We start from the raw sequence: 24,946 nt of genomic DNA, 5'->3' as shown, positions 1-24,946 counted from the left end.
GACAGGAAGTGAAAGCATGGAACATGTTTTAAAGAATGATTGGGGGCCATTATTGGCATCAGAATTTGAGAAAGAATATTATCGTACGCTAGCTGATTTCTTGAAAGAAGAGTACAGTACACATGTTGTTTATCCAAAAGTAGAAGATATTTTTAATGCCCTTCAGTATACAAGTTATGAAAATACGAAGGTTGTTATTTTAGGACAAGATCCGTATCACGGACCTAATCAAGCACATGGCTTAAGCTTTTCTGTACAACCGGGTGTAAAAACGCCACCGTCGCTGTTAAATATGTATAAAGAACTTCGAGATGAATATGGTTATGAAATTCCGAATAACGGTTATTTAGTAAAGTGGGCGGAGCAAGGAGTATTATTATTAAATACTGTATTAACAGTGCGACAAGGTGAAGCAAATTCTCATAAAGGAAAAGGATGGGAGCATTTCACGGATCGTGTGATTGAGCTGTTAAATGAACGTGAAAAACCAGTTGTTTTCATATTGTGGGGACGCCATGCACAGGCGAAGAAGAAGCTCATTACGAATATGAATCATCATATTATTGAGTCTGTACATCCGAGTCCGTTATCAGCAAGACGTGGTTTCTTTGGCAGTAAACCGTATTCTAAAGTAAATACGATTTTAGCTAATATGGGCGGGAGAGAAATTGATTGGGAAATTCCAAATATATAAACGCAAAAAAGGTAGCTAACAATTGTTAACTACCTTTTTACTATTACCGTTCATTTTTTAGTTTTGCATCTAGTACAAAAGTACCAAATGGGATAACTGATGCAGCAAGTGCGCCAAGTGCCCATAAAATTGATTTACGGTGTACGATTGTTACTTGAATTACCGCAAAGATGAATAGTATGAATAAAACGCCGTGAGCCATACCTGTAATTTTAACAGCTGTTGCAAATCCCGCGAAATATTTTAATGGCATTGCTACAAATAATAGTAATAGGAAAGAAATCCCCTCAACTAAGCCGATTGCTCTCAGTCGTCCGATTGGTGTAGATAACATGAAGTAGCCTCCTTTAACGTCTGCTTGTTTATAGTAAATTTGTATTCTTTTTCAAAATAAAATAGTCTATTTTGTTCCATTATATACAAAAAGAAAGTTTACACTACGAGAATAGTGCAAAGTTCAAAATATAGTCACAAAAGCATCGTAATTTAAATGAAAACCTATTTGAAGTGTTTGACTTCAAATAGGTTTTATGAATGAAAATATTAAACAAGTACTTCCGTTTTTAAAACGAATTTCTCTACAACTTTCGCAACGCCATCGTTCATATTTGTATCTGTTACGTAATTTGCGATTTCTTTAATATCATCTGGTGCATTGCCCATTGCAACGCCAAGACCAGCGAATTCAATCATTGCTTGGTCATTATAGCTATCGCCCATTGCAATAACTTCTTCACGCTTAATGTCTAGCGTTTGAATCAGTTGATTCAAGCTTGTTCCTTTTGTAACGCCATATTCAGTGAATTCTAAGAAGAATGGTTTTGAACGCATCACGCTTAATTTGCCTTCTAGTTGTTTTTGTAGTTTCTTTTCTACTACAACAAGGCGTTCAGCTTCTTTATTCATTAATACTTTTACTACAGGTTCTTTAACCGCAGCTTTAAAGTCATCTACTACAACAATTGGCATACCAGTAATTTCGCCTTCAATTTCAGTATACGGATTATTTTCTTCCGTTACGATATCGTCGCCAATATAAGTATGAATCCAAACGTCTTCATCTTTACTAATTTCAAATAGGTTGTGAACGATTTCAGGAGATAGCGTACTACTAAAGATTTCTTCATTTGTTTTACAGTTAATAATTTTTGCACCGTTAAAGGATAGAATGAAGCTACCGTATTCTTCTAAACGAAGTTCTTTTGCAACATTGCGCATACCAAACGTTGGACGCCCAGAAGCCAGTACAACTTTAACCCCTTGCTCTTGCGCTGTCATTAAAGCCTCTTTCGTGCGAGGTGAAATGGTATGGTCATCGCGTAATAAAGTATCATCTAAATCTAAAACAATCATTTTATAAGTCATATAGAAAATTCCTTTCTTTGTTGGAATAGAAATAAATTTTTATGAAGATATTGGGGAATATATATAGTAAGACATCGAACCTCTTTGCATGAAGATAAGAAAGTTCCTGCATTGTTAGTATAAATTATCATGAGCGTGTTGCCCATGATAATTTACCATTATCGTAACAACTCTACAGATAGAGTGCAATAATGGAAGTTTTCCAATTTACGATAGTTGTTTTTCTGAGGAACGAGAAAATAGTATTTCTAGCAAGATCGCCATTACAGATCCAAGAACAAGACCGTTACTTAAAAATGATGCTAGAAATGGTGGGAGCGTAGAAAATGCTCCTGCTGGAATGAACATAACCCCGATTCCTGTAAAGATTGAAAGACCTGCTACTTTAAATAATCGTTCTTTATCCTGTACGGTTTCGTATTCGCGAAAAGCGAGACCGATCATACTTGCAAATACAGGATAAATCGCAGCATACCCAACTGCAACAGGAATTGCTGCAAAAAATGAAGTAATCTTTGGGAATATACTAACGAAAATAATAAAGCCTGACCCTAACATAAATGGAAGGCGTTTATAAATATTTGTCGTTGCGATAAACCCTGCTGATCCAGAAATGGCAACAGGACCAATAGCTGAAAATAGACCACCTAGCAATTGATTTATTCCTGTTATAATGCCAGCTTGTTTGAAGCGATTCTCTGCGGCACCTTCTTCATATTTAGAAACAACTTTTTGTACAACACGAATACTTGCTAACATATTTGTTAGAAGTAATAGTGTAACGAAAACTACCGTAATCGCCATGTTCCATTCAACACGAGGCATCCCGAAAACAAATAGAGACGGAAGACGGATTATGTCTGTCACAGGTGTTATTGGATTAGATAATCCGAAGCACGCAAATAATATCCAGCCACAAACAATACTGAAAAGAACAGAATATTGTCCAATAATAGGTAGCTTCATGATGAAAAAGGATAGTAAAATAACAATAAGTGAAAGAATAAATACGTCGGCCTGAACTTCTGTATGTTTTCCATCGAGGCCAAACATTCCTTTTAAGAAGGAGCCGCTAAGTTGTGCAACAAGAAGAAATAAATACGTTCCAATGACTGTGGGTGTGAAATAGCGAACTAGTTTATCGATAAGTCCAAAAACGCTAAGAAGAATGCAAATAATACCACTTAATAAGAAGGCGTATTGAAGAACTTTAAGCGTTTCAGTGCTTGATCCAAATAATACGACGCCTAAACTCGCATAAAGGGAGAAAATTCCCCACCACAGGCCTGCAGGACCTTCTTGGATAGGAAGTTTATGACCAAATATAGCTTGCAGTAGGCCGGCAAATCCAAGAACAAATAATGTTCTTTGTACAAATGCGATAGCTTCAGCACCATCGAGGCCATAACTAGTTGCGACACTAATTGGTACAATAAGGCTTCCGGCTAAAATAAATAGTGCCCATTGTAAGGCGGAAAGGAATGTCTTCATTATATCAACCTCTTTCATAGATTCCGTATCTAGTATATATGTATTTCATTTCCACTGGCAAAGATTGTAGATAGAGAAAAGAGTTGAAACACGATATGAATGCACGTAAGCAATTATGGATAGCAGTTATATGTATGACCTTTATTGTAATTCTAGGAACACTAGGTTTTATGATGATTGAAGAGATTAGTTTGTTTCAAGCATTTTGGATGACGATGATCACTGTATTAACTGTTGGATACGGAGATGCCGTTCCTTTAACGCAGGCGGGGAAAGTATTTGCACTTCTTATTATCCCTGTTGGCGTCGGTATCGTTACGTATGCAATAGGAGTAGTAGCAGCTATGATTATTGAAGGGAATTTATTTCATGCAATGCGGAGGAAGAAGATGGATAAACAAATAGCACAGTTACAAAATCATATTATAGTATGTGGTTGCGGTAGAGTTGGGCTTCAAGTTGTACATGAATTACAGGAGAAGAAAATTCCATTTGTAGTTGTGGATAAAGATGAAAGTATATTCGAACAGGAAAAGCTTTTATATGTACACGGGGATGCAACGGAAGATTACGTATTACATAACGCGGGAATCTCAAAGGCGGCTGGTCTAGTCGCTATTGTAGCAAATGATGCTGAAAATGTATTCATTACATTAACAGCAAGAGGATTAAACGATGCAATTAAAATTTTAGCAAGAGCTGAAAAACCAGAAACCGAAGAGAAGTTACGGCGTGCCGGCGCGAATAAGGTTATTAATCCATCTAGTATGGCAGGAATTCATATTGCAAAAGGTATTGCGAATCCATTAACAGTTCATTATATTGATACAGTGTTATACGGAGTAGAACAGTCATTTGTCATTGAAGAAATTTTAGTCGGCAAAGATTCTATATTGGTCGGTAAAACATTATTAGAGGGCGATGTGAGAAATCAGTTTGATGTAACAATTTTGGCTATTTTAAGGAATGGAAATATTATTCATAATCCAACGGGGCAGGAAAAACTGCAAGAACGTGATATGATAATAGTATTTGGTTCAGTAGAGAAACTGGGGCAATTTGAGAAAGAATTACAAAGTGCGAGGTGATAAGGAATGCAAATATCTAGCGATAAGATTTTAAATAAAATGGCGAATGAAATTGCAAAGGCAAAAAGTAGTGAAGGGCAAAAGTCTAAAGAACATGTATTAGTTGTGCGAGCACTATGTGATTTATTATTAGATGAACAAGTTGAATCGCATACGTATAGAGAGCCACAAGTTCAATCACAAATAATCGGCTCTCAGCCTATGACAACAGTTCAACCGGTTATGCCGATTTCTGGAGAGCCAGTATATATAAAAGAAGATGATGCAAACGGTAACTCTTTATTGGATTTTTAAAAGCAAAATCGTTTGGCTTATATGAAAAAATTGCTTATGATAAAAGTAAAAAAGGGGAATTAAGATGAAAATTTTCTTTTTACTAGGTTGTATTGCAGCGGGGCTATCTGTTGCGTTAGGGGCATTTGGAGCACACGGTTTAGAAAATAAAATTTCTGCAAAAATGTTAGAAGTTTGGAAAACAGGTGTTACATATCAAATGTTTCATGCAGGTGGACTATTCGTAGTCGCTTTATTGATGGATAAGATTCAATCATCACTTTTAACTACTGCTGGTTGGCTAATGGTAGCTGGGATTATTATGTTCTCAGGTAGTTTGTATGCATTAAGTACGACAGGTATTAAGTTCTTTGGCCCAATTACACCTCTTGGTGGTGTAGCATTTATTGTGGCGTGGATTCTAGTAGGAACTGCAGTTGTAAAAGGGTTATAAAAAACAAAAGCTGGCAGGAGCCAGCTTTTTTTATGGTCTTGGAGGATAAGTTGCTTGTTGACTAGGTAAATACGTAATTTCTCCTGGGAATTCTACATAATCTAAGTAAATCATTAGTAGCAAATAGCGCTTTCCAGATTTCGGTTCACTAATAACGATATGATCACGGCCAGCTGCCTCGATGATCCCTGTATAAGATTGTGTACCAAGCGAACTACCACGTTCATAAGTCATTACAACTGTAGCTGGCTTACCCTTGTTTAAACGAAGGATGTTTTCAATATACGATTGCTCTAGTGGTAGCATCCCTTGAGAAGCTGCAAGTTGAGCCTGAGCAACCTGTTGTTGCATCGCTTGTTGCTGTTGCTGTTGCCCAGGAGTCATTTGTTGCGGTTGCACATAAGTTCCAGATGGTTGATAAAAACCTGTTCCATAGTATGGGTTTTGTTGCTGTGCCATTCAAAAATCCCTCCTCATTTTCATTCCTTAATATACACCAGGACAATCCTCACCAGATGGTTGGAAGAAGCAGTGCTTTTTAAAGCGACCAGAATTTTGTTGGTCATACCAAGTTGGTGGGCAAGGGCCTTCAGGTCTAAAAAACCATAAGGAAAAGTTGGCAGGCCAAAAACGTTGTCCTTGAATGGTTCGTCTTGCTAAGGCGATATCTTGTTCCCTTGCTCGTTGATAAAAATACCCTTTTTGCGTTGCCTCAAAACCACCAGGATTTTGATAAACCATTTGACGTAAATTACGTATTTTTTTAAAATCTAAACAATTTCCGCGGACACGATTCACCCCAACGTTTCCGACCAACAACATTCCTTGTTGCCCTTCTCCTTCGGCTTCAGCACGCATTAGTCTAGCTAATAACTTTACATCTTCTTCGTTATAAGCAATAACACCCATTATGTGTCACCTCTCTTTTTGGAATAGCTTTTGGAAAGAGGTTATTTCTAGATGGAGTGTGGAACAATTACTAGTTCATACGTATGAGAAAAAGGACTCAGATATGACAACCAAACGAAGTTTTACATTTTGTGAGGGAAAGAAAAAAAGCTAGCGTGGGCTAGCTTTTTCATTAGAATATTTTAGACCATAAATTTGAGAAGAAATCACCAATTGAACGTGTTGTTAATACGAACCAATTTGCTTTTTCCACTTTTTCTGTCGTTTTTGCAGCAACTTTCATACTTTTATTTCCGTCTAAGAAACCGTATTTATCAGTTGATTCTAAAACGATGGAACCAACCTTTGCATCTTTCTTAATAGGAGCAACTAAATGTCCATCTTCAGCAAGAGATTTATCTACTTCAGCTGAAATTTTGTAAGGTGATTTGCTACCTTTTGCAGTAACTACTGTCACTTCTTTTTCTGGTGCAACTGTTACGTAGTCTTCTTTTCCTTTTACTACAGAAATTTTGTTATTTTTATCTACTTTTAATTTCTGTTTTTCGAAGTTATTAAATCCATATTCAATTAATGCGCGAGATTCTGTGAAACGTTCGTCCATTGATTTTGTCTTAATAATGACTGAAATCAGGCGCAAATCATCACGTTTTGCTGTAATAGTGAATCCATATCCAGCGGTATCAGAACTTCCTGTTTTTAAACCATCTGCTCCTTCATAAGCGAAGGCAGCTCCTGGTAACATCCAGTTCCAGTTTTCCATACGAATTGGTTTTGGATGATTGTCTGGGAAGTTTCTAAATCTTTGTTTTGTATCCTCTAGCATTTCTGGATACTTTGTAATAATTTCTTTTGAAAGAATACCCATATCGCGAGCTGACATAGAGTTTTCTCCGTTCGGATCAGTTCCTTCAGGATGTTTCCCTTTTAAATCAGCATTATTTAAACCGGTAGAATTTACAAATTTATATTTCTTTAACCCTAGTTTTTTCGCAAGATCATTTGCGAGATTTAAGAAGTTTTTCTCACTTCCTGCAAGAAGTTCTGCTAAAGCAATACTAGATCCGTTTGCAGAGAAGATAACGATAGAATGATATAATTCTCTTACAGTATATTGACGTCCTTTTTCGAACGGTACGTTAGAGAATTCGTTATTACGAGAGACTTCATAAGCGTAATCAGAAATATTTACTTTCGTATCCCAAGTAATTTTACCTTCTTTAATTGCTTCTAAAACAGCGTAAACAACAATTAATTTTGACATACTAGCAATAGCTAGCAATTCATCTGGTTTTTGTTCATGCAGTATTTTTCCTGTATCTGCATCAAATAGAAGTGCAGCAGCTGCCTCTATATGTATTTTTTCTTCGGCATGGGATGTTGTTACTCCTAAGGAAGAAAATGACAATAGAAACACTAGTAAAATAGACAAGATTTTCCTCATATAAATTATCACCTTCGCATCGTTATTAGCATATAGCTCGTACCATTTTAGCATAACTTTACATATAAAAAGGTTACAATTTTACAAGAAATTTGAAAATAATTTGTCGATTTTTGTTCAAATTTACAGAGAAAAGAGGTTTTTTGAGGGGAAATATAGTGATAATAAAAAAAGGAACGAATTTCGTCCCTTTTTTAATATTATATGTGTAAAAATTTCTCTACTTTTTCGTTTGGTAAAATGTTTCCAACAAAGAATGTTCCAAATTCACCGTAACGAGCACTTACTTCATCGAAGCGCATTTCATATATAAGTTTCTTAAATTGAAGAACATCGTCAGCGAATAATGTTACGCCCCACTCGAAATCGTCGAATCCAACAGATCCTGAAATAACTTGTCGTACTTTACCAGCGTATTGGCGACCGATCTTGCTGTGACTGTACATCATTTTTTTACGCTCTTCCATAGGAAGCATGTACCAGTTGTCATCACCTTGGCGACGCTTGTCCATTGGATAGAAGCAAATATGATTTGCTTTCGGTAGTTCAGGATATAAGCGAGCTAAAATTTGTGGATTTTGATATGGATCCTCATCAGCTGGAAGGTAGTTGCTTAGTTCAACAACAGATACGTAAGAATATGCAGGAACCATATATTCAGCTAATGTTGTTTTATTCAATTCTGTCTCAATTTCATTTAACTCTTCCATTGTTGGACGTAAAATCATAAGCATAATATCAGCTTTTTGGCCAACAACTGTATACATTGCGTGACTGCCTTTTTTTGCAGCCGATACTTCGTCCCATTTCTCAACGACATTTAAAAATTCAGACACTGCTTGTCCGCGTTCGTCGCTAGATAATGTTTTCCATGCAGCCCAATCAATAGAACGTAAATCATGTAAACAATACCAGCCATCTAACGTTGTTGTTGCTTCACTCATTCTATTCACCTCAGTTAATGATATTTTACACGTTAACTATAGCATATATAGGTTTAAAAACATCTATATAAAGTTTCGGCGCATAAAATTGTCACATTTATATTTACTGGAAAACGGAAGAAAATAAGGCTTAAATAGGCTTTATTTCTAGGCTGAATTTTATGAAAATATAATCATTTTTATTTTATCTATTTTTTAGGGGCTATAAGTTTAAAATATAGAGGAAAAGCAGTATTCTTAAAGATAGAGTTTTTTAACATTTGTAGGAGGGTTTATTCGTGAGTAATTTATTTACAACAGTAAAAGAAAAAGTTCAAGGAAAAGGCATTTCTATTGTACTTCCTGAAGGAACTGATGAAAGAATTTTAGGCGCTGCAGAGCGTTTAGCAAAAGAAGAGTTAGTAAAGCCAATCTTAGTTGGTAATAAAGAAGAAATTAGCGCAAAAGCTGCTAGCATGAACTTAACATTAGCAGGCGTTGATATTTATGACCCAGCTACATACGAAGAAATGGATGCAATGGTAGCATCTTTCGTTGAACGCCGTAAAGGTAAAGCAACAGAAGAAGACGCTCGCAAAATCCTTAAAGACGAAAATTACTTCGGTACAATGCTTGTATACATGGGTAAAGCACAAGGTTTAGTAAGTGGTGCAGCTCACTCTACAGCTGATACAGTTCGTCCAGCACTTCAAATTATTAAAACAAAACCAGGCGTTACAAAAACTTCTGGCGTATTCATCATGGTACGTGAAGAAGAGAAATATGTATTCGCTGATTGCGCAATTAACATTGCACCAAACAGCCAAGATTTAGCTGAAATTGGTATCGAAAGTGCGAAAACTGCTGAATTATTCGGTATTGACCCACGCGTTGCTATGTTAAGCTTCTCTACAAAAGGTTCTGCGAAATCTCCAGAAACAGAAAAAGTTGTAGAAGCAACTCGCATTGCAAAAGAAATGGCTCCAGAATTAACTTTAGATGGAGAATTCCAATTTGACGCTGCATTCGTACCATCTGTAGCTGAGAAAAAAGCTCCAGGTTCTACAATTAAAGGTGATGCAAACGTATTCGTATTCCCAAGCTTAGAAGCTGGTAATATCGGCTACAAAATTGCTCAACGTTTAGGTAACTTCGAAGCAGTAGGACCAATCTTACAAGGTTTAAATATGCCTGTAAATGACCTGTCTCGTGGTTGTAACGAAGAAGAAGTGTACAAGTTAGCTTTAATTACAGCAGCTCAAGCACTTTAATTCTATAGTGAATTGATATGAAAAATGACCACCCTATTTCGTTTATAACGAAATAGGGTGGTCATTTTTATTTTTCTAAACCAAGTGCTTTATTATTACGATCAATAATACGTTGCAAATTCGTCTCATATAAAGGAATCTCATCTATTGTTAATTGAGATGGTGTTAACTTTGGAGCGAATTGTTGCAGTGTTTTTAAAAGGCGCATCATTAAATCTTGTACTGTAATGGTTTCGCCAAGTAATTCAGAGAGTGAGGCCATCGTACTCGGTACAATTTCAGGGTACGTAAAGCGTGTTTCTTCTCCTTGGATTGCTACGTTGTAGAAATCACGAACGAGTGCGGCACGCTCAGAGCCACTTCCTGTAGCGCAGAGATAAATTTGGACAGCGACACCACCGCGAATACGGCGCTGTGAAATACCAGCGAATTTTTGATCGCGAATACTTAAATCGTAGCTACCAGGACAGTAAGAACCAACAATTTCTTTTGCCTCAATAGTAACATCGTAATCTTTTAACATTTCCTTAATTAAATGCCACATCGTATCGTACCCAAGATCAATATCGATACCTTTCTCTGTTTCTTGGAATAAAAGCGATACGTTTAAAACACCTTCATCTAATACGACCGCAAGTCCACCGGAATTACGAACGATAACATTGAAGTTGTTTTCTTTTAAAAAGGAAATACCTTCTTCTAAATGTGGTAGGCGTGAATCTTGAATGCCAAGAACAATTGTATTGTGATGAACCCAAGAGCGCATTGTTGCAGCTGATTCGCCCTTTCCAATGCTTGTGCATAATGTGTCGTCCATTGCGAACGACTGAAGTGCATGGAATGTCGGTCCTAAACTAGACTGATCTACAATACGCCACTCCGGCTGAGATAAAATCGAACGGGAATTGCTCATATAACTAACCCCTTATCTTTAAAATGACAATCTCTATTATAACAAAAAATAACGAAAGTAGTTTTTAGGAGGAAACCTTACTGAATTGTAAGATTGTTGTAAGGAAAGTGAATTGGTTAAACTAGCTGCGATAGTTAAACTAAGAGATGTAATTATGATTTTAGGAGGAATACAAATGAAAAAAGTGAAATTAGGGCTCGTAGCGATTATGTCAGCTGCTGTATTTAGTGGCTGTTCTATTATGGATATGGTTGCACCACAAGCAAAGGGCGTTGTTATGTACGGAGATGAAACAGGCGTTCAAAAAACAATGGATCAATATAAAGATAAAATTGAATCTCAAAATAAATTTGAAGCAAAACTAGGTACTGTTAATGAGAAAAAGGTTTTAATTATGAATAAAACAACAGCCGACAAGATGGTAAAAGAACAAATGCTGAAAAAAGTAGTGAAAGAAGATGTAGAACCGATTAAAGAATTGCCATCTATTTCTGATGAAGCTGGAATCGTATTTGCTAAAGAGGAACAAAAAGATGTAGTAATTGATGGAAAGAAAATGAAGTATGAAGGTAACGTAGTAATTGGTGATGCACGTAAATACACAGATATGTATGCAGTGGTTAGTGATACAGAATATGCAAAGATAAATGAACCGGTAAAAACAATTGGATTAGCAGCCTTTAAGGAAAATCCAAAGAAAGAAATTTTCCCAGATATAAAGAGAGATTCTAAAGTAGAAGAAGCACATATGGTTGAAGTGAAATAATAAAAAGGATGCATGCAATGCATCCTTTTTATTCTGCAATTTTTTCTAAATTACCGTTTCGATCCATTCGGAAAGATGTTTGAGAACGTTCTTCGTCATCCATGACTGCCAATTTACGAGCTCGGTTCATAATGTTCATAAGCGTTTCGTAATCTTCTTGTACAGTATGAGATTGCTTTTCTAATTTTTCTAGTTTCTTTTCTAGTTCTTCATTTCGAAGAATTTGTGCTTTAACTTCTTGTTTCAATCTCGTATTCTCGTTTTCAAGAGCTGTTACTTTTATATTTGAAGATCCGACTGTTTGTAAAAAGTAAATAACATCTTGCATTGTTATAGAGCTTTTTGAAGTAGGAGCAGTAGGTTCTTGATATGGACTAACTTCTTTATATTGTACAGTTGTTTCTTGTTGCAGTAGTTCTTCATAATCCGTTATTGCTTCTGAAGCAGGTGGTGTATAAAGTAAACGTTTTTTCGCTTGTTCACCGCTCGCGGCACGCATTTTATCTTTACGATGTTTTTTTGCTAGTTGAAGAGCTTGTTCATAGCTATAGCGAACAACAGCATTCCAGCGGAAACCACAAGCAGCCGATGTTCGATTTAACTGATCTCCTACTTCTTCAAAGGCATTTAGTTGCGTACTTCCTTCTCGAACGTGACGAAGTACAGTTTCAGCAAGCAATAAATCATCTTCATCCGTCCAAGCATCTTGTCTTACTTTCATAGATTCAACTCCCTTTCTTTTTATGAACTTCCTATTTTTATAATGGGCAAAAAAATGAGCTTTTATACAAAGCTTTTAAAAATATGGTAGATTTCGATGAAAGGTGAAAATTTTCCCATGAATGATGAGAACTTCTGTAGGAGAGTATATAAATATGTAGTGTTATATAGAGAATGAGCTCTGTAGGGAAACTTGCAACGAGCTTCAAAGAACGGTAAAATACCATTTAGTGTTTATTTTTAAATGTACTTGAGAAAAGTTTAAAATAGAGGAAGTGTTATGTAGTGGGAAACGAATTTCGTGTGTGCGATGATTGTCAGGCAACGAATGTTAAAACGTTGATTCCGAAATTAAAAAAAGTAGATTCATGTGCAACGATTGAAGTTGGATGCCAGTCTTACTGTGGTCCTGGTCGTAAAAAATCATTCGCATTTGTAAATAATCGTCCGGTTGCGGCTCCAACAGAAGATGAATTAATTACGAAAATTGAAGTAAAGCTAAATAAGTAAGAAAAAGAAGAGTGAACCGATTCCTCTTCTTTTTTTATGCCCACAAGTAAAATGTTTTATGCAAATTCGTATTTCAAAATAATGGTTGACAGTGTTTGGAAGCGATAGGTAGAATAGAAAGTGTGATTCTGAGAATCATTATCAAAAAAAGATGTCAATTCACCTAATTTTTTTTATTACTATTTGAGAATAAATTTCATTTTATTAAATATATGTTGTTGGTTAGGATGGTTGAGGGATGGAAGCGAGTGCAAGGAGTATAGAGCAGCAAGATGTGAATGTTAAAGAGATTAAGAGCAGACCGCTCATTGCTTCTATTATTTTAATAGCAGGCACGATTTTGTTAGCTTTAAGTATGGCGGTTTCTATTTCGTTTGGTGCTGCAGATATTAGCTTAAAGACTGTATGGCAAGCTGTATTTCAGTTTGATGGGTCTAACACGCATCATAACGTAATTCAAGAACTTCGTCTGCCTAGAGCAATAGGGGGCGTAGTTGCAGGTGCCTTTTTAGCGGTATCAGGAGCAATTATGCAAGGTATGACACGAAATCCACTTGCATCACCATCGTTAATGGGGATTACAGATGGAGCTGTATTTGGAATTGCAATTATGTATGCATTTTTCCCTAATTCACCTTATTTAATGTTCGTTATCGCATCTTTTATTGGAGCTGCGTTTGGTGCGAGCATTGTATATGGAATTGGGTCTTCTTCACCAGGTGGATTAACACCTGTGAAATTAGCTTTAGCAGGTGCAGCAATTAGTGCTTTATTAGGGGCCATTTCATCTGGAATTGCGTTGTATTTCAATCTTGCCCAAGAGGTGAGCATGTGGAATGCAGGTGGAGTTGCTGGAGTAAAATGGGAAAGCATCAATATGCTAGTGCCGATTGGTCTCGTTTGCCTCTTTATCGCAATTATGATGTCGAGGTATATTACGATTTTGAGTTTCGGTGAAGAAATTGCGATTGGGCTTGGTCAAAATACGACATTAATTAAATTTATTGGAACAGTACTTGTTCTTGTATTAACAGGTTCTGCAGTTTCTATGGCAGGATCAGTTGGATTTGTTGGTCTTGTCATTCCACATATGACTCGTTTCCTTGTAGGCTCAGATTATAGATGGGTTATTCCATGTTCTGCGGTCTTAGGTGGGCTTTTAATTGAATGTGCAGATATGTTATCTCGTATTATTAACCCGCCATTTGAAACACCAATTGGAGCAATTACAGCGCTAATTGGAGTTCCATTCTTCCTCTACTTAGCACGTAACGAAGGGAGAGGAAAAATGTGAGGACGAGCGTCTTAACAAAAAAGAACATTTCTGTTTTAACAATTTTAGTAGGATTAATCGTTACTGTATTTTTAGTAAGTTTAAATACAGGAACATTTAAAATACCACCGATGGATGTATTAAAATCATTGGTTGGGTTAGGGGCAGAAGATCAGTCAGTTATTTTATTTGAATTTCGTATGCCACGTATGGTTATTGCTATATTAGTAGGCTCTGCGTTAGCTATGTCAGGTGCGATTTTACAAGGTTTATCACGGAATCCGCTTGCTGACCCAGGGATTATCGGTATTAACGCAGGAGCGGGATTAACTGTTGTTGTATTCGTATACTTTTTCTTTGGAAAAGTTGGGACTGGAACGCTATTATCAGTATTTATTCTTCCGTTCTTCGCATTAATCGGTGCGATATTGGCGGCGGTTATTATTTATTTATTAGCATGGAAAGATGGCGTTTCACCGACTCGATTAATATTAGTCGGTATCGCAGTTGCAGCAGGATTTAGTGCTGTTAGTTTAATTTTTTCTATGAAGATGACATCTAATGACTTCCGTTTTGCTACGATTTGGTTGGCAGGAAGCCTATGGGGGACAGATTGGAAATTCGTTTTAAGCGTACTTCCATGGATGGTGATTTTCTTACCACTTGCTATTAGCAAAGCACACATATTAAATGTAATGAACCTAGGTGACTCTACAGCAGTTGGCCTTGGTGTAAACGTAGAAAAAGAAAGACGGAAATTATTATTTATTGCAGTTTGTTTAGCAGGTGCATCTGTTGCTGTTGCGGGCGGAATCGGTTTTATCGGTTTAATGGCTCCGCATTTAGCGAGGCGCCTCGTTGGCGGTAAACATCAAATTATGTTACCGACAGCTGCATTAATAGGAACGTTCTTACTTTTATTTGCAGATGTAATTTCAAGAAGTGTGTTACCAACTTCAGAAATACCGGTCGGTCTTGTTATTTCTGTAATTGGTGCACCATATTTCATATATTTACTTATGAGAACAAAATAAAGGGAGGCTTTTTGTATGGCAACTTTAGCAGTTGATTCGGTATCTGTTGGCTATAATGAAGGGTTAATTATAGATGGATTAACAGTTGAAATTCCGGAAGGACAAATTACAACGATTATTGGACCAAATGGTTGTGGGAAATCCACATTATTAAAAACAGCTTCTCGTATTTTGAAAGCAAAACGAGGTACTGTTTATCTTGATGGAAAAGCAATTGAGAAACAGCCAACGAAAGAAATCGCAAAGAAAATGGCGATTTTACCACAAACTGCAGAAGTGCCAACAGGTCTTACTGTGTTTGAACTTGTTTCATATGGACGTTTTCCTCATCAAAAAGGATTCGGAACATTGAGAGAAGAGGATTATCGCTATATTCATTGGGCACTTGAAGTCACAGGAATGACAGAATTCGCAAATCGCCCAGCAGAAGCGCTATCAGGTGGTCAACGTCAACGCGTATGGATTGCGATGGCTCTTGCACAAGGAACAGATTTACTCGTGTTAGATGAACCAACAACATACTTAGATATGGCTCATCAACTTGAAGTATTAAACCTACTGAAAAAGTTAAACCAAGAAGAAGGCAGAACGATTGTGATGGTTATTCACGATTTAAACCACGCTTCTCGTTTCTCTGATCATATGATTGCCTTAAAAGCTGGGAAGTTAATGAAGCAAGGAACGCCAGATGAGGTTATGACAAGTGAAACACTTCGTAACGTATTTGAGATCGAAGCGCAAATCGTTCCATGTCCAGTAAACTGTAAACCGATTTGTTTAACATACGATTTAGCGATGATTAATAATCAATTGCGTAAAAAAGCATAATGAATAGAAATTCCCCCTCTTAAAGAGGTGAGAGGGGGGACTTCTAATGGACGTTGAGCTTCTTACCCATGGATGGGAAGTTGAACGCCCGTTAGAACGGGCTATAAACAACAATTAATAAAAATATATTAATTAAATGTTGTTTTCGTTTCTTATAGTTACATGCAAATTATAAGAGAAATATAGCTAGAAGGAGTGGGGATATGAAGAATTTTAAAATGGCACTATTAGCAATGGTACTAGTTGTTACTTCTGTACTATTTGCAGCTTGTTCTAACAAAGAAGAAGAAGAAAAGAAAGCAGATGCGAAGGTTGAAGAGCGCACTGTACAACATGCAAAAGGGGAAATTAAAATTCCTGCAAATCCAAAGAAAATTGCTGACCTTAGTGGTTCAACAGAAGAATTGTTAATTTTCGGTATGAAGCCGATTATCACTGCAAATACAACACAAGAAAAAATTGATGGACATATTGCTAATAAATTAGAAGGTGTAAAACCAGTAGGTTCTGCTTGGGGCGATAAAATTAACATCGAAGCAGTAGCTGCTGCAAAACCAGACTTAATTCTTGTAAACAATCGTCAAGAAAAGATTTATGATCAATTATCTAAAATTGCACCAACAGTTATGTTAAAAACTCCATTAGATCAATGGCGTCCAAAATTCGAAGAAGTAGGTCAAATCTTCGGTAAAGAGAAAGAAACAAAAGAATGGTTCAAACAGTATGATGAAAAAGCAAGCAAATTACATGACAAAATCATCGCTAAAACTGGTGATGCAACATTCATGAAAATGGCTGCATATCCAAATGCTTTCCGCGTATACGGTGACTACGGTTACGGTAGTGTAATCTTTAATGACTTAAAGTTACCAGCAGTTAAAGGTACACCAACTGATAAACCGCTAGTACAAGTACAAAAAGAAGCTTTAATCGATTACAACCCAGATTACTTATTCGTATTTACAACTGGTGATGGTTCTCAGCGTCTCAAAGAATTCCAAGAAGAATCAATTTGGAAAAACATGAACGCTGTTAAAAACAACCACGTATTCACAATTAGCAATGAAGACTTAAACAAAGGTTACTTCCCATTAGGTAAAGAAATGATCTTAGACGAAGTTGCTGAGTTCGTTTTAGGAAAATAATGTATAAAGAAAAATCACTTTTACTTCGGTAAAGGTGATTTTTCTTTTTATAAAGGGAATTAATATAGTCTTTCATTTCTTTCTGTTTCTTATTTCGTTTATAATATAAAGTAAGAATGTAGTAAAGAAAGGGGGATGTCGGAAGGTGGTATATTTAAACGACAAACTCAGCGAAACAAAAGTGTTTAAAGACCCAGTACATAAATATGTGCACGTGCGTGATCGCGTTATTTGGGATTTAATCGGAACGAAAGAATTTCAACGCTTGCGCCGTATTAAGCAGCTTGGAACGACATTTTTTACATTTCACGGTGCAGAGCATAGTCGCTTTACTCATTCGTTAGGTGTATATGAAATTATTCGTCGTATGATTGATGATGTGTTTGATGGCAGACCAAATTGGAATGCTGAAGATAGATTGTTATGTTTATGCGCGGCATTACTTCATGATGTCGGTCATGGCCCGTTTTCTCATTCGTTTGAAAAGGTATTTACATTAGATCATGAGAAATTTACGCAAAAGATTATTGTTGGAGATACGGAAATTAATCGTGTATTAAGCCGTGTAGATAAGGACTTCCCGCAAAAAGTAGCCGATGTAATTGCAAAAACGTCTACTAATAAATTAGCGATTAGTATGATTTCAAGCCAAATCGATGCAGATCGTATGGATTATTTATTAAGAGATGCATATTTTACTGGTGTAAAGTATGGGAACTTTGATATGGAGCGTATACTGCGCGTAATGCGACCATACGGAAATCAAGTAGTCATTAAAAATAGTGGTATGCATGCTGTTGAGCATTATATTATGAGTCGTTATCAAATGTATTGGCAAGTATATTTCCATCCAGTAACACGTAGTGCAGAAGTTATTTTAACGAAGATTTTACACCGGGCCAAATCACTGCATGAGAAGTATTATACGTTTAAACATCATCCTGTTCACTTCTATTCTTTATTTGAAGAAGAAGTAACAGTAGAGGATTATTTAAAGCTAGACGAGAACGTTATGTATTATTACTTCCAAGTGTGGCAAGACGAAGAAGATCCAATTTTAAGTGATTTATGCCGTCGTTTTATGAACCGAAATCTATTTAAATATGTAGAGTTTACGGATAAGCATGGCTTAGATAATTGGATGGAATTAAGTAGCTTATTTAAAAAGATTGGACTCGATCCAGAGTATTATTTAGTTGTTGATTCAACATCAGATTTACCGTATGACTTCTACCGCGCAGGAGAAGAAGAAGAGCGTCTACCAATCTTACTTCTGATGCCAAATGGAGAGCTTAGGGAGCTATCACGTGAATCGGATATTGTTGAGGCGATTACAGGCAAGAAGCGAACGGATCAAAAGCTATTCTATCCACATGATTTAATCTATGAAGATGGAAGAAAAGGAAAATATAAAGAGAGAATTATCGAGTTGTTAGAGGGAAAGAAATAAGAAGCAGCTAAGAGCTGCTTCTTATGAAAGAACCTGAAATTATTTGTCGCTTAAGCGTTTTCCGCCAACTGCATAATGGTTTTTAGACATTTCTTCGATGAAAACAACGATGTTTTCTTCAGGAGCACCAGTTGTTTCGCTTACTGCTGCTGTTACTTTCTCAGCAAGAGCTTTCTTTTGTTCTTCTGTGCGTCCTTCTAGCATTTTCACTGTTACGTATGGCATGTACAATCGCTCCTTTTATGTAAGTTACACTCTTATTATAGCGGATTATGGGGAAGAACAATCGAAAAAACAAATATTTTCTTTTTTTGACATATTGAAGAGGAGTTGGAGTATGGATCAGTTATTTAGATATCCGTTGCAACAAATTCCATTGGTAGCAATGGCGATTATTATTGCGTTATCTGTGCATGAATTTGCACATGCGTATGTTGCATATAAATTTGGTGATGATACAGCAAAGAAACAGGGGCGTTTAACGTTATCGCCGATGGCACACTTAGATCCTATCGGTATGATTGCAGTATTAATTCTTGGGTTCGGTTGGGCAAGACCAGTACCTGTTAACCCATATAACTTTAAAAGACCGCGTCTTGCAGGGATATTAGTTTCGATTGCAGGACCGATAAGTAATTTAATTTTAAGTGCAATTGGTTTAATTATTTGGTATAGCTTATTAACATTTGGAGTATTAGATTCAATTCCATTTGCAGTAGCAGATACGTTAGGTCAATTCTTCCAAATTTTTATTATGCTTAATATTGTTTTACTTGTATTTAACTTATTGCCAATCCCGCCACTTGATGGATATCGCGTTGTGGAAGATTTAGCACCAGCAAATGTGCGTGCGAAAATGACACAGTATGAAAAATATGGATCAATTGCGTTATTAATTCTTGTTATTACACCGCTTAGTAATTACACAATTCAGCCTATTTTCAATGTTGTCATTCCGTATGTATTAGTATTTTTACAAAACATCATTGCGCCTATTTTTGGGCTTTTATAATCATTAAGCGAGGAGGAAGTTACATATGACAGAGAAAAAGAAAAAAATCGGTTTTAATATCGTAAAGAATGATTCAACAGATGGACATGGTGGATTTGGCGTGGGAGCATTAAGCCTAGAAAATATTTCTCCTGTATTTGTTGATGTATTAGAAAAAAATGCGTTCGTTGATATTGGTGCGATGCATGCGCGTAGTACAGTAGAAAAAGGAATTAAGTTTTTAACGAATAAAGATGAAGTTCCAAACGGAAAACCATTTTGGCTTGTTTGGGTAACGATTGAAAGAACACCAAGAGGTGCATATTACGCAGGTGTAACTGCTTGTGAAATGACAGTTGATCGTGAAATTCGCCGCGGCTATAAATCACTTCCAGAGCATGTAAACAAAATGGATAAATCATTGAAGCGTCACATTATGGTGGACCATATGGATGAATCATCTAAAAAAGTACTTGGTACATTCTTGAAAGAACATAACGAAGCAATTTGGAATGAGTCTAGTGAAGAATTACGTCATGCATTATTAGGTGAATAAAAGAAAAGGATGTCCCGTAAGTCGATTGTTTTGACTAGGTGACATCCTTTTTATTTTGGAATAGCCTCGCTTTTACCAAGGAAGATATTTTTTCCACCAACTTGTTTTCTTCTTTTCTTCAGTAGTTTTTTCAAATTCTTCTTTATCGTCGACGTGATCCATACAATATTCAGTCGGCTCGGTGCCTTTTGCGAAATACATTTTAACTGAAATTGGGCAATTTTTTGTAGCAATTTTTCCATTTTCAGGGTTAATATTGACTGCAACGACATCACTTGGTTGTTTAAATTCTTTTTTAGGTTGTCCCTCTAAGCCTTTTTCCATCGTATCGGTCCATATTTTTTTCGCATATCCTTGTTCTGCTACGTTTGAGATCGATTTAGGTTGATCGTATCCAATCCATACACCAGTTACAATTTGCGGGGTAAACCCAATCATCCAACTATCCGTTTCAGTAGAACCAGATTTCCCGGCGTATTCTCTTGATAGTTTGGATAACATCGATTGCCCGGTTACAGCGGCATAACTGCTTAGTTTTTTATTAAACATGCCAGTCATCATTTCTTCCATCACAAACGCTTTGCTCTTGTCGAGAATTTGTTTACTCTCCAAATGAGCATCGTATAACACATTCCCTTCGTGATCCATAATACGGCGAATGAAAATAGGTTTTACTTCTTTTCCACCGTTTGCAAACATGCTATAAGCATTGACCATTTCAATTGGTTTTACAGGAGATGTGCCGAGAGCAAGAGACGGAACATCTTTTAATGCGCTAGTAATACCAAATTGTTTCGCTGTTTTTGTAAGAATGTCTTCGCCTAAAAATAAATTCGTTTTCACAGCATATACATTATCAGAGACTGCAAGGGCTTGTGCCATCGTGACAAAATCATCTGCATAATAATTTTTATAATTTTTCGGTTTATACTTTGATACGCCATCGCCCAAAGTGAACACAGTGTATTCGCTTTTTAAGCGCGTAGTAGGCGTGAAACCTCGTTCTAAAGCTGCATAATATAGAAATGGCTTAAATGTAGAACCAGGCTGACGAGCGGCTTGTGTAGCCCTGTTAAATTGACTCGTATTATAATCGGTTCCGCCTACAAGAGCAGCCACTTCACCCGTTTTTGGATTCATGGAGACGAGAGCAGTTTGTATGTTTGTTGTGTCAGGAATATGGTCTTTTACAGCTTGCTCAGCTACAGCTTGTAATTTAGGATCTAGCGTTGTATAAATACGCAAGCCACCTCGCTGTAAAGCTTGCTCATCTAATCCGATATCACGAAGAAGAGAGGCCTGTACAGCATCTTGGAAATAAGGTGCAACCTCTGCCACTTTTTTCGTATCTAATGAGGCGAGGGTCAGCTGTTCTTTTTTTGCTGAAGCTGCTTGCTGTTTTGTAATAAATCCCTGTTCTACCATTTCATCTAATATGAGAGATTGTCTTCCTTTCGCACGTTCTTCTTTTAAGAAGGGAGAGTAGACGCTTGGTCCTTTCGGGATACCTGCGAGCATACTCGCTTCTGCTAATGTTAATTCTTTTGCTGTTTTATCAAAATATAGACGGGATGCAGCTTCAATGCCGTAAGCGCCATGTCCGTAATAAATTGTATTTAAATATCCTTCTAAAATATGATTTTTATTATAATTCACTTCAAGGCGGACAGTGTACATTGCCTCTAATAGTTTCCGTTTCCACGTTTTATCATGATCTAAATATAGATTACGTGCGTATTGTTGTGTAATCGTACTAGCTCCTTGTACTTTTGCCATCGCTTTTAAATCAGTAATAATTGCACCTGCAATACGTTTCATATCGAAGCCATGGTGTTTATAGAACCTTTGATCTTCAATAGAAAGTGTCGCTTCTTTTACATAAGGAGAAATTTCATTAAGAGAGACATTGTAACGTTTTTGTACTTCGTTACTTTGTCCAATAACGGCATCATCGTTCGCGTAAAAGACGCTTGTTTGCGGGACCGCAACAGGAGGAGGTCCCATAATTTTTGCAACCATAAGAATAACAAAAAAGGAAAAAACGAAGAAAAGGACGCAAGAAAACATTGCGGTGAAGAAAAGACGTTTATATTTTTTAAGTTTTGGATTCATAGTTTGATCCATCTTTTTTCAGCCCCTCATTAATACAAGCGTTATTGTATTAGTATTGAGGGTTTTGAGTTATTTTAAACAATGAAATTTCGAAAATAAAAAAGCCCCTTCCATTAAGAAAGGAGCTCAAAGGCACGTGCTGGCCAATCGGTAATAATGACGTCTACGCCATAATCAATCATAGTTTGTAAATCTTTGTATTCATTAATGGTGTAAGGGCGAAAAATGTATCCTTGCCCCTGTGCTAATTGGACAAACTCTTTTGTTAATAATTGAAAGTTTGGGTGTAATCCAGTTGCTTCTCGTTTTTTTGCTTCAGCAATAGAATCTGCAAGTGGTGTATCGTACAAAATTGCTCTTGGAATTTCTGGAGCAATTTCTGCTAATAATGAAACGGAGTCGTGGTTAAATGATGAGAATATAATTTGATTAGATAGATGATATTCGCGAACAAGAGCAACGACTTTTTCTTCGATAGTTGGATAGTGAATCACATCTGTTTTTAGTTCAATGTTAAGTTGTAAATTTGTTGTAGAGAGCCAAATAAATACTTCTCGTAACGTTGGGATTTTTGCTTCATGGAAAGAAGGATCTTTAAAGCTACCGGCATCTAAAGTTTGTAATTCTTCTACAGTTTTCTCGGAAACGAGTCCCGCGCCATTTGTTGTGCGATCCACTGTTTCGTCATGAATAACAACTAGTTCACCATCTTTTGATAGATGAACATCAAGCTCAATTCCGTGAGCACCAATGCGTTCAGCTTCTTGGAAGGCGATCATCGTATTTTCGGGGTGTGTTCCTTTTACTCCGCGGTGAGCGAAAATAAGTGGTTTACTCATGTTAGATTCTCCTTATCATCTCTTTTTTTTCATTATGAAACTGCTTGGGAAAAAATACAATTGAATGGGAAAAGTATTTACAAAAGTCTAACAGTTGCATAAAAGTTAACGTTAACGTAAAATGTAACAGTTGAGTGAAGGGAGGAATAAACATGTATAAAATCGATGAAGTAACAAAGCAAGTTGGTTTAACAAAGCGTACACTTCGTTATTATGAGGAAATTGGTTTAATTCATCCCCCAGAACGTAGTGAGGGGAACATTCGTCTGTATACTGACGAGGACATTGTAAAAATTAAAAGAATTGTGGAAGCGAAAGAAGTGCTAGGAATTACGCTTCAAGAAATGCAACAGTTCTTATCGTTAAAAGAAAGAATGGAGCAAAGAAGAAATAGCGAGAACCCCCGTGACCGCGAAGTGATTCAAGAAATTAAAGAGATGCTTGCAAAACAAGTGCAAACGTTAGACGAGAAAATGGAGCAAATGCAGCGCGTTAAGGCGGAGCTCGAGGATAGCTTACATCGTGCAGTGACATTTTTAGATAGTACAAAAGGAGAGTAATCAAAATGGAGAGCAAACAAAAATTAGGGAGATTGATTACAGTGATCGCTACCTTCCTTGCCTTTTCTGGTATAGGGGTAGTCGATCCGATTTTACCAAGTATTGCTGAACAAATTGGTGCAACACATTGGCAAGTCGAGATGCTATTTACAGCATATATTTTAACGATGGCAATTATGATGTTACCAGCTGGAATATTTGCATCGAGATTTGGTGATAAACGAATGATGACAATTGGTCTTGCGATTGTAACTGTATTTGCTTTTATATGCGGTATGTCGCAAACGATTGCTCAATTATCTATTTTCCGCGCAGGGTGGGGATTAGGAAATGCGATGTTCTTCGCAACGGCGATGACATTATTAATTGCATTAAGTAAAGAAGTTCATGAAGCAGTAGGATTATATGAAGCAGCTATCGGTTTAGGGATGGCAGGCGGACCGTTATTAGGTGGTATATTAGGTGGACATTCTTGGCGTTACCCATTTTTCGCAACGAGTATTTTAATTTTCTTAGCATTTATTTTAGTTTTCTTTTTTGTAAAAGAACCAGAGCGAAAAGTGAAGCGTAAAGCAGCTGGCATGGGAGAATTACTTAACTTGGTGAAGTATAAACCATTTATGCAAGGTGCCATTTCAGGGATGTTATATTACTATGGATTTTTCGTTGTTTTAGCATATTCACCACTTATTATGCATTTATCTGCCATTCAATTAGGTTTTGTATTTTGTGGATGGGGATTAGCGCTAGCTTACGGATCAGCAATTTTAGCGCATAAGCTAGAAGGTAAATATGAACCGAAAACAGTATTAAAGGGTAGTTTAATCGTATTTGCGATGTTATTAATTGCGCTATTCTTCGTGAAAATTATGTGGTTACAAATCGTGTTAATCGTTCTATCTGGATTAGCATCAGGATTAAATAACGCGTTATTTACAAGTTATGTAATGGATATTTCACCTTATGAAAGATCTATTACATCAGGTGTTTATAACTTCGTTCGTTGGTTAGGAGGCGCGATTGCTCCCATTTTATCAGGAATTATCGGGCACACAGTTTCGCCACAAAGCCCGTTTTTAGTCGGTGGAATTGTTGTATTAGTTGGTTGTATTATGATTTTAATCCCAATTCGTAAACCGGTAGAAATAGAGACGAAGGCCCTTTCTTAGGAAAGGGTTTTCTTTCCTATTACAGAGCAAACACTGTTCACATATATGTTAGAACGCTCTGACTAAAATATATTTTCGGTATTTTTATACTTTTAACTATACTTTTTGGATGTTTTGTTTTATTTTTGTTAGGGGACATTAATGATGTCCCTATTATAAATTTGCATT

Annotated in this window: 28 protein-coding genes; 16 read left to right on the top strand and 12 right to left on the bottom strand. The window is 36.6% G+C overall.

What is annotated here, in order from left to right; all coding sequences use genetic code 11:
• Window positions 1-16: 16 nt before the first annotated feature.
• Window positions 17-694, top strand: coding sequence for a uracil-DNA glycosylase (locus MR065_RS21960; RefSeq protein ID WP_242215059.1), 678 nt, complete (start codon window positions 17-19; stop codon window positions 692-694).
• A gap of 43 nt (window positions 695-737) precedes the next feature.
• Here the strand turns inward: MR065_RS21960 and MR065_RS21955 are convergent, their stop codons facing one another.
• The 3 genes from MR065_RS21955 to MR065_RS21945 all read right to left on the bottom strand — a co-directional run bounded on the left by MR065_RS21955 (window position 738) and on the right by MR065_RS21945 (window position 3,550).
• A complete protein-coding gene (locus MR065_RS21955; RefSeq protein ID WP_098268610.1) occupies window positions 738-1,028 on the bottom strand; it encodes a DUF3817 domain-containing protein in 291 nt (96 codons plus the stop codon).
• A gap of 209 nt (window positions 1,029-1,237) precedes the next feature.
• Complete coding sequence (locus MR065_RS21950; RefSeq protein ID WP_242215058.1) at window positions 1,238-2,059, bottom strand: Cof-type HAD-IIB family hydrolase; 822 nt, start codon at window positions 2,057-2,059, stop codon at window positions 1,238-1,240.
• Window positions 2,060-2,266: 207 nt separating this feature from the next.
• On the bottom strand, window positions 2,267-3,550 hold the full coding sequence (locus MR065_RS21945) for a purine/pyrimidine permease (RefSeq protein WP_242215057.1): 1,284 nt from the start codon (window positions 3,548-3,550) through the stop codon (window positions 2,267-2,269).
• 95 nt (window positions 3,551-3,645) lie between these two features.
• Here MR065_RS21945 and MR065_RS21940 point away from each other — a divergent pair, with 95 nt between their 5' ends.
• From MR065_RS21940 to MR065_RS21930, 3 genes are all read left to right on the top strand, one after another.
• A complete protein-coding gene (locus tag MR065_RS21940; RefSeq protein WP_242215067.1) occupies window positions 3,646-4,638 on the top strand; it encodes a potassium channel family protein in 993 nt (330 codons plus the stop codon).
• A gap of 6 nt (window positions 4,639-4,644) precedes the next feature.
• Window positions 4,645-4,932, top strand: a complete 288-nt coding sequence (locus MR065_RS21935) for a YwdI family protein (RefSeq protein ID WP_242215056.1) — start codon at window positions 4,645-4,647, stop codon at window positions 4,930-4,932.
• A gap of 64 nt (window positions 4,933-4,996) precedes the next feature.
• A complete protein-coding gene (locus tag MR065_RS21930; protein ID WP_000688311.1) occupies window positions 4,997-5,365 on the top strand; it encodes a DUF423 domain-containing protein in 369 nt (122 codons plus the stop codon).
• 30 nt (window positions 5,366-5,395) lie between these two features.
• On the opposite strand, the gene gerQ is transcribed toward MR065_RS21930, so the two are convergent.
• The 4 genes from gerQ to hemQ form a co-directional block, all read right to left on the bottom strand.
• A complete protein-coding gene (gerQ, locus tag MR065_RS21925; RefSeq protein ID WP_098268614.1) occupies window positions 5,396-5,824 on the bottom strand; it encodes a spore coat protein GerQ in 429 nt (142 codons plus the stop codon).
• A 27-nt stretch (window positions 5,825-5,851) separates the two neighbouring features.
• Entirely contained in the window at window positions 5,852-6,274 is a 423-nt protein-coding gene (gene cwlJ, locus MR065_RS21920) for a cell wall hydrolase CwlJ (protein WP_242215055.1), read from the bottom strand.
• Between the two features lie 172 nt (window positions 6,275-6,446).
• Window positions 6,447-7,724, bottom strand: coding sequence for a serine hydrolase (locus MR065_RS21915; RefSeq protein ID WP_242215066.1), 1,278 nt, complete (start codon window positions 7,722-7,724; stop codon window positions 6,447-6,449).
• Window positions 7,725-7,918: 194 nt separating this feature from the next.
• Entirely contained in the window at window positions 7,919-8,662 is a 744-nt protein-coding gene (gene hemQ, locus MR065_RS21910; RefSeq protein WP_242215054.1) for a hydrogen peroxide-dependent heme synthase, read from the bottom strand.
• Between the two features lie 278 nt (window positions 8,663-8,940).
• Between hemQ and pta the strand changes: the two genes are divergently transcribed.
• Window positions 8,941-9,912 (top strand): phosphate acetyltransferase, encoded by a 972-nt coding sequence (gene pta, locus MR065_RS21905; RefSeq protein ID WP_000067219.1) that lies wholly within the window; start codon window positions 8,941-8,943, stop codon window positions 9,910-9,912.
• A 67-nt stretch (window positions 9,913-9,979) separates the two neighbouring features.
• Here the strand turns inward: pta and lipL are convergent, their stop codons facing one another.
• On the bottom strand, window positions 9,980-10,825 hold the full coding sequence (gene lipL, locus MR065_RS21900) for an octanoyl-[GcvH]:protein N-octanoyltransferase (RefSeq protein WP_097902447.1): 846 nt from the start codon (window positions 10,823-10,825) through the stop codon (window positions 9,980-9,982).
• A 175-nt stretch (window positions 10,826-11,000) separates the two neighbouring features.
• Between lipL and MR065_RS21895 the strand changes: the two genes are divergently transcribed.
• Window positions 11,001-11,591, top strand: coding sequence for a lipoprotein BA_5634 family protein (locus MR065_RS21895; RefSeq protein WP_097902531.1), 591 nt, complete (start codon window positions 11,001-11,003; stop codon window positions 11,589-11,591).
• 28 nt (window positions 11,592-11,619) lie between these two features.
• On the opposite strand, the gene MR065_RS21890 is transcribed toward MR065_RS21895, so the two are convergent.
• Entirely contained in the window at window positions 11,620-12,312 is a 693-nt protein-coding gene (locus tag MR065_RS21890; protein WP_097902446.1) for an RsfA family transcriptional regulator, read from the bottom strand.
• 284 nt (window positions 12,313-12,596) lie between these two features.
• Here MR065_RS21890 and MR065_RS21885 point away from each other — a divergent pair, with 284 nt between their 5' ends.
• The 6 genes from MR065_RS21885 to MR065_RS21860 all read left to right on the top strand — a co-directional run bounded on the left by MR065_RS21885 (window position 12,597) and on the right by MR065_RS21860 (window position 18,551).
• Entirely contained in the window at window positions 12,597-12,821 is a 225-nt protein-coding gene (locus MR065_RS21885; RefSeq protein WP_000526076.1) for a YuzB family protein, read from the top strand.
• A 238-nt stretch (window positions 12,822-13,059) separates the two neighbouring features.
• Entirely contained in the window at window positions 13,060-14,115 is a 1,056-nt protein-coding gene (locus tag MR065_RS21880; RefSeq protein ID WP_097902444.1) for a FecCD family ABC transporter permease, read from the top strand.
• The gene (locus MR065_RS21875; protein ID WP_242215053.1) at window positions 14,112-15,128 is read left to right on the top strand and encodes a FecCD family ABC transporter permease; all 1,017 of its coding nucleotides are present in this window, start codon (window positions 14,112-14,114) and stop codon (window positions 15,126-15,128) included. Before MR065_RS21880 ends, MR065_RS21875 begins: the two co-directional genes overlap by 4 nt.
• Before the next feature lie 15 nt (window positions 15,129-15,143).
• The gene (locus tag MR065_RS21870; protein WP_097902442.1) at window positions 15,144-15,956 is read left to right on the top strand and encodes an ABC transporter ATP-binding protein; all 813 of its coding nucleotides are present in this window, start codon (window positions 15,144-15,146) and stop codon (window positions 15,954-15,956) included.
• Between the two features lie 203 nt (window positions 15,957-16,159).
• A complete protein-coding gene (locus MR065_RS21865; protein WP_242215052.1) occupies window positions 16,160-17,101 on the top strand; it encodes an ABC transporter substrate-binding protein in 942 nt (313 codons plus the stop codon).
• A 145-nt stretch (window positions 17,102-17,246) separates the two neighbouring features.
• On the top strand, window positions 17,247-18,551 hold the full coding sequence (locus MR065_RS21860) for an HD domain-containing protein (RefSeq protein ID WP_097902440.1): 1,305 nt from the start codon (window positions 17,247-17,249) through the stop codon (window positions 18,549-18,551).
• Window positions 18,552-18,590: 39 nt separating this feature from the next.
• On the opposite strand, the gene MR065_RS21855 is transcribed toward MR065_RS21860, so the two are convergent.
• Window positions 18,591-18,776 (bottom strand): 2-hydroxymuconate tautomerase, encoded by a 186-nt coding sequence (locus MR065_RS21855; protein ID WP_001147171.1) that lies wholly within the window; start codon window positions 18,774-18,776, stop codon window positions 18,591-18,593.
• Window positions 18,777-18,888: 112 nt separating this feature from the next.
• Here MR065_RS21855 and MR065_RS21850 point away from each other — a divergent pair, with 112 nt between their 5' ends.
• Window positions 18,889-19,563 carry a site-2 protease family protein gene (locus tag MR065_RS21850; RefSeq protein ID WP_242215051.1) on the top strand — a complete coding sequence of 225 codons (675 nt, stop codon included), beginning with the start codon at window positions 18,889-18,891 and terminating at the stop codon, window positions 19,561-19,563.
• Window positions 19,564-19,588: 25 nt separating this feature from the next.
• Window positions 19,589-20,098 (top strand): YwhD family protein, encoded by a 510-nt coding sequence (locus MR065_RS21845; RefSeq protein ID WP_097902438.1) that lies wholly within the window; start codon window positions 19,589-19,591, stop codon window positions 20,096-20,098.
• Window positions 20,099-20,170: 72 nt separating this feature from the next.
• On the opposite strand, the gene MR065_RS21840 is transcribed toward MR065_RS21845, so the two are convergent.
• Together MR065_RS21840 and MR065_RS21835 are read right to left on the bottom strand one after the other, a co-directional pair.
• Entirely contained in the window at window positions 20,171-22,222 is a 2,052-nt protein-coding gene (locus MR065_RS21840; RefSeq protein ID WP_242215050.1) for a transglycosylase domain-containing protein, read from the bottom strand.
• 101 nt (window positions 22,223-22,323) lie between these two features.
• Window positions 22,324-23,049, bottom strand: coding sequence for a glycerophosphodiester phosphodiesterase (locus MR065_RS21835; protein ID WP_242215049.1), 726 nt, complete (start codon window positions 23,047-23,049; stop codon window positions 22,324-22,326).
• A gap of 152 nt (window positions 23,050-23,201) precedes the next feature.
• On the opposite strand from MR065_RS21835, the gene MR065_RS21830 reads away from it, so the two are divergent.
• Together MR065_RS21830 and MR065_RS21825 are read left to right on the top strand one after the other, a co-directional pair.
• Window positions 23,202-23,609: a MerR family transcriptional regulator gene (locus tag MR065_RS21830; protein WP_242215048.1), complete on the top strand. Its 408-nt coding sequence runs from the start codon at window positions 23,202-23,204 to the stop codon at window positions 23,607-23,609.
• A gap of 5 nt (window positions 23,610-23,614) precedes the next feature.
• A complete protein-coding gene (locus MR065_RS21825) occupies window positions 23,615-24,778 on the top strand; it encodes an MFS transporter (protein ID WP_242215047.1) in 1,164 nt (387 codons plus the stop codon).
• Window positions 24,779-24,946: the final 168 nt, after the last annotated feature.

Source organism: Bacillus cereus group sp. BfR-BA-01383, assembly GCF_022663495.1.
Lineage (GTDB): Bacteria > Bacillota > Bacilli > Bacillales > Bacillaceae_G > Bacillus_A > Bacillus_A cereus_AU.
Note: the sequence above shows the minus strand (reverse complement) of the source record. Positions and strands in the feature narration are given on the sequence as shown.

Coding starts and splice junctions, on each gene's coding strand:
- MR065_RS21835 (WP_242215049.1), bottom strand. CDS start 23,049: ATGAGTAAACCACTTATTTTCGCTCACCGCGGAGTAAAAGGAACACAC.
- MR065_RS21955 (WP_098268610.1), bottom strand. CDS start 1,028: ATGTTATCTACACCAATCGGACGACTGAGAGCAATCGGCTTAGTTGAG.
- hemQ (WP_242215054.1), bottom strand. CDS start 8,662: ATGAGTGAAGCAACAACAACGTTAGATGGCTGGTATTGTTTACATGAT.
- MR065_RS21940 (WP_242215067.1), top strand. CDS start 3,646: ATGAATGCACGTAAGCAATTATGGATAGCAGTTATATGTATGACCTTT.
- MR065_RS21960 (WP_242215059.1), top strand. CDS start 17: ATGGAACATGTTTTAAAGAATGATTGGGGGCCATTATTGGCATCAGAA.
- MR065_RS21865 (WP_242215052.1), top strand. CDS start 16,160: ATGAAGAATTTTAAAATGGCACTATTAGCAATGGTACTAGTTGTTACT.
- MR065_RS21830 (WP_242215048.1), top strand. CDS start 23,202: ATGTATAAAATCGATGAAGTAACAAAGCAAGTTGGTTTAACAAAGCGT.
- MR065_RS21935 (WP_242215056.1), top strand. CDS start 4,645: ATGCAAATATCTAGCGATAAGATTTTAAATAAAATGGCGAATGAAATT.
- MR065_RS21855 (WP_001147171.1), bottom strand. CDS start 18,776: ATGCCATACGTAACAGTGAAAATGCTAGAAGGACGCACAGAAGAACAA.
- cwlJ (WP_242215055.1), bottom strand. CDS start 6,274: ATGGGTGTTATTGCTTATAACGAAGAAGATGTAAAGTTATTAGCTAGA.
- MR065_RS21950 (WP_242215058.1), bottom strand. CDS start 2,059: ATGACTTATAAAATGATTGTTTTAGATTTAGATGATACTTTATTACGC.
- lipL (WP_097902447.1), bottom strand. CDS start 10,825: ATGAGCAATTCCCGTTCGATTTTATCTCAGCCGGAGTGGCGTATTGTA.
- gerQ (WP_098268614.1), bottom strand. CDS start 5,824: ATGGCACAGCAACAAAACCCATACTATGGAACAGGTTTTTATCAACCA.
- MR065_RS21870 (WP_097902442.1), top strand. CDS start 15,144: ATGGCAACTTTAGCAGTTGATTCGGTATCTGTTGGCTATAATGAAGGG.
- MR065_RS21845 (WP_097902438.1), top strand. CDS start 19,589: ATGACAGAGAAAAAGAAAAAAATCGGTTTTAATATCGTAAAGAATGAT.
- MR065_RS21880 (WP_097902444.1), top strand. CDS start 13,060: ATGGAAGCGAGTGCAAGGAGTATAGAGCAGCAAGATGTGAATGTTAAA.
- MR065_RS21895 (WP_097902531.1), top strand. CDS start 11,001: ATGAAAAAAGTGAAATTAGGGCTCGTAGCGATTATGTCAGCTGCTGTA.
- MR065_RS21945 (WP_242215057.1), bottom strand. CDS start 3,550: ATGAAGACATTCCTTTCCGCCTTACAATGGGCACTATTTATTTTAGCC.
- MR065_RS21850 (WP_242215051.1), top strand. CDS start 18,889: ATGGATCAGTTATTTAGATATCCGTTGCAACAAATTCCATTGGTAGCA.
- MR065_RS21825 (WP_242215047.1), top strand. CDS start 23,615: ATGGAGAGCAAACAAAAATTAGGGAGATTGATTACAGTGATCGCTACC.
- MR065_RS21890 (WP_097902446.1), bottom strand. CDS start 12,312: ATGAAAGTAAGACAAGATGCTTGGACGGATGAAGATGATTTATTGCTT.
- MR065_RS21840 (WP_242215050.1), bottom strand. CDS start 22,222: ATGGATCAAACTATGAATCCAAAACTTAAAAAATATAAACGTCTTTTC.
- MR065_RS21930 (WP_000688311.1), top strand. CDS start 4,997: ATGAAAATTTTCTTTTTACTAGGTTGTATTGCAGCGGGGCTATCTGTT.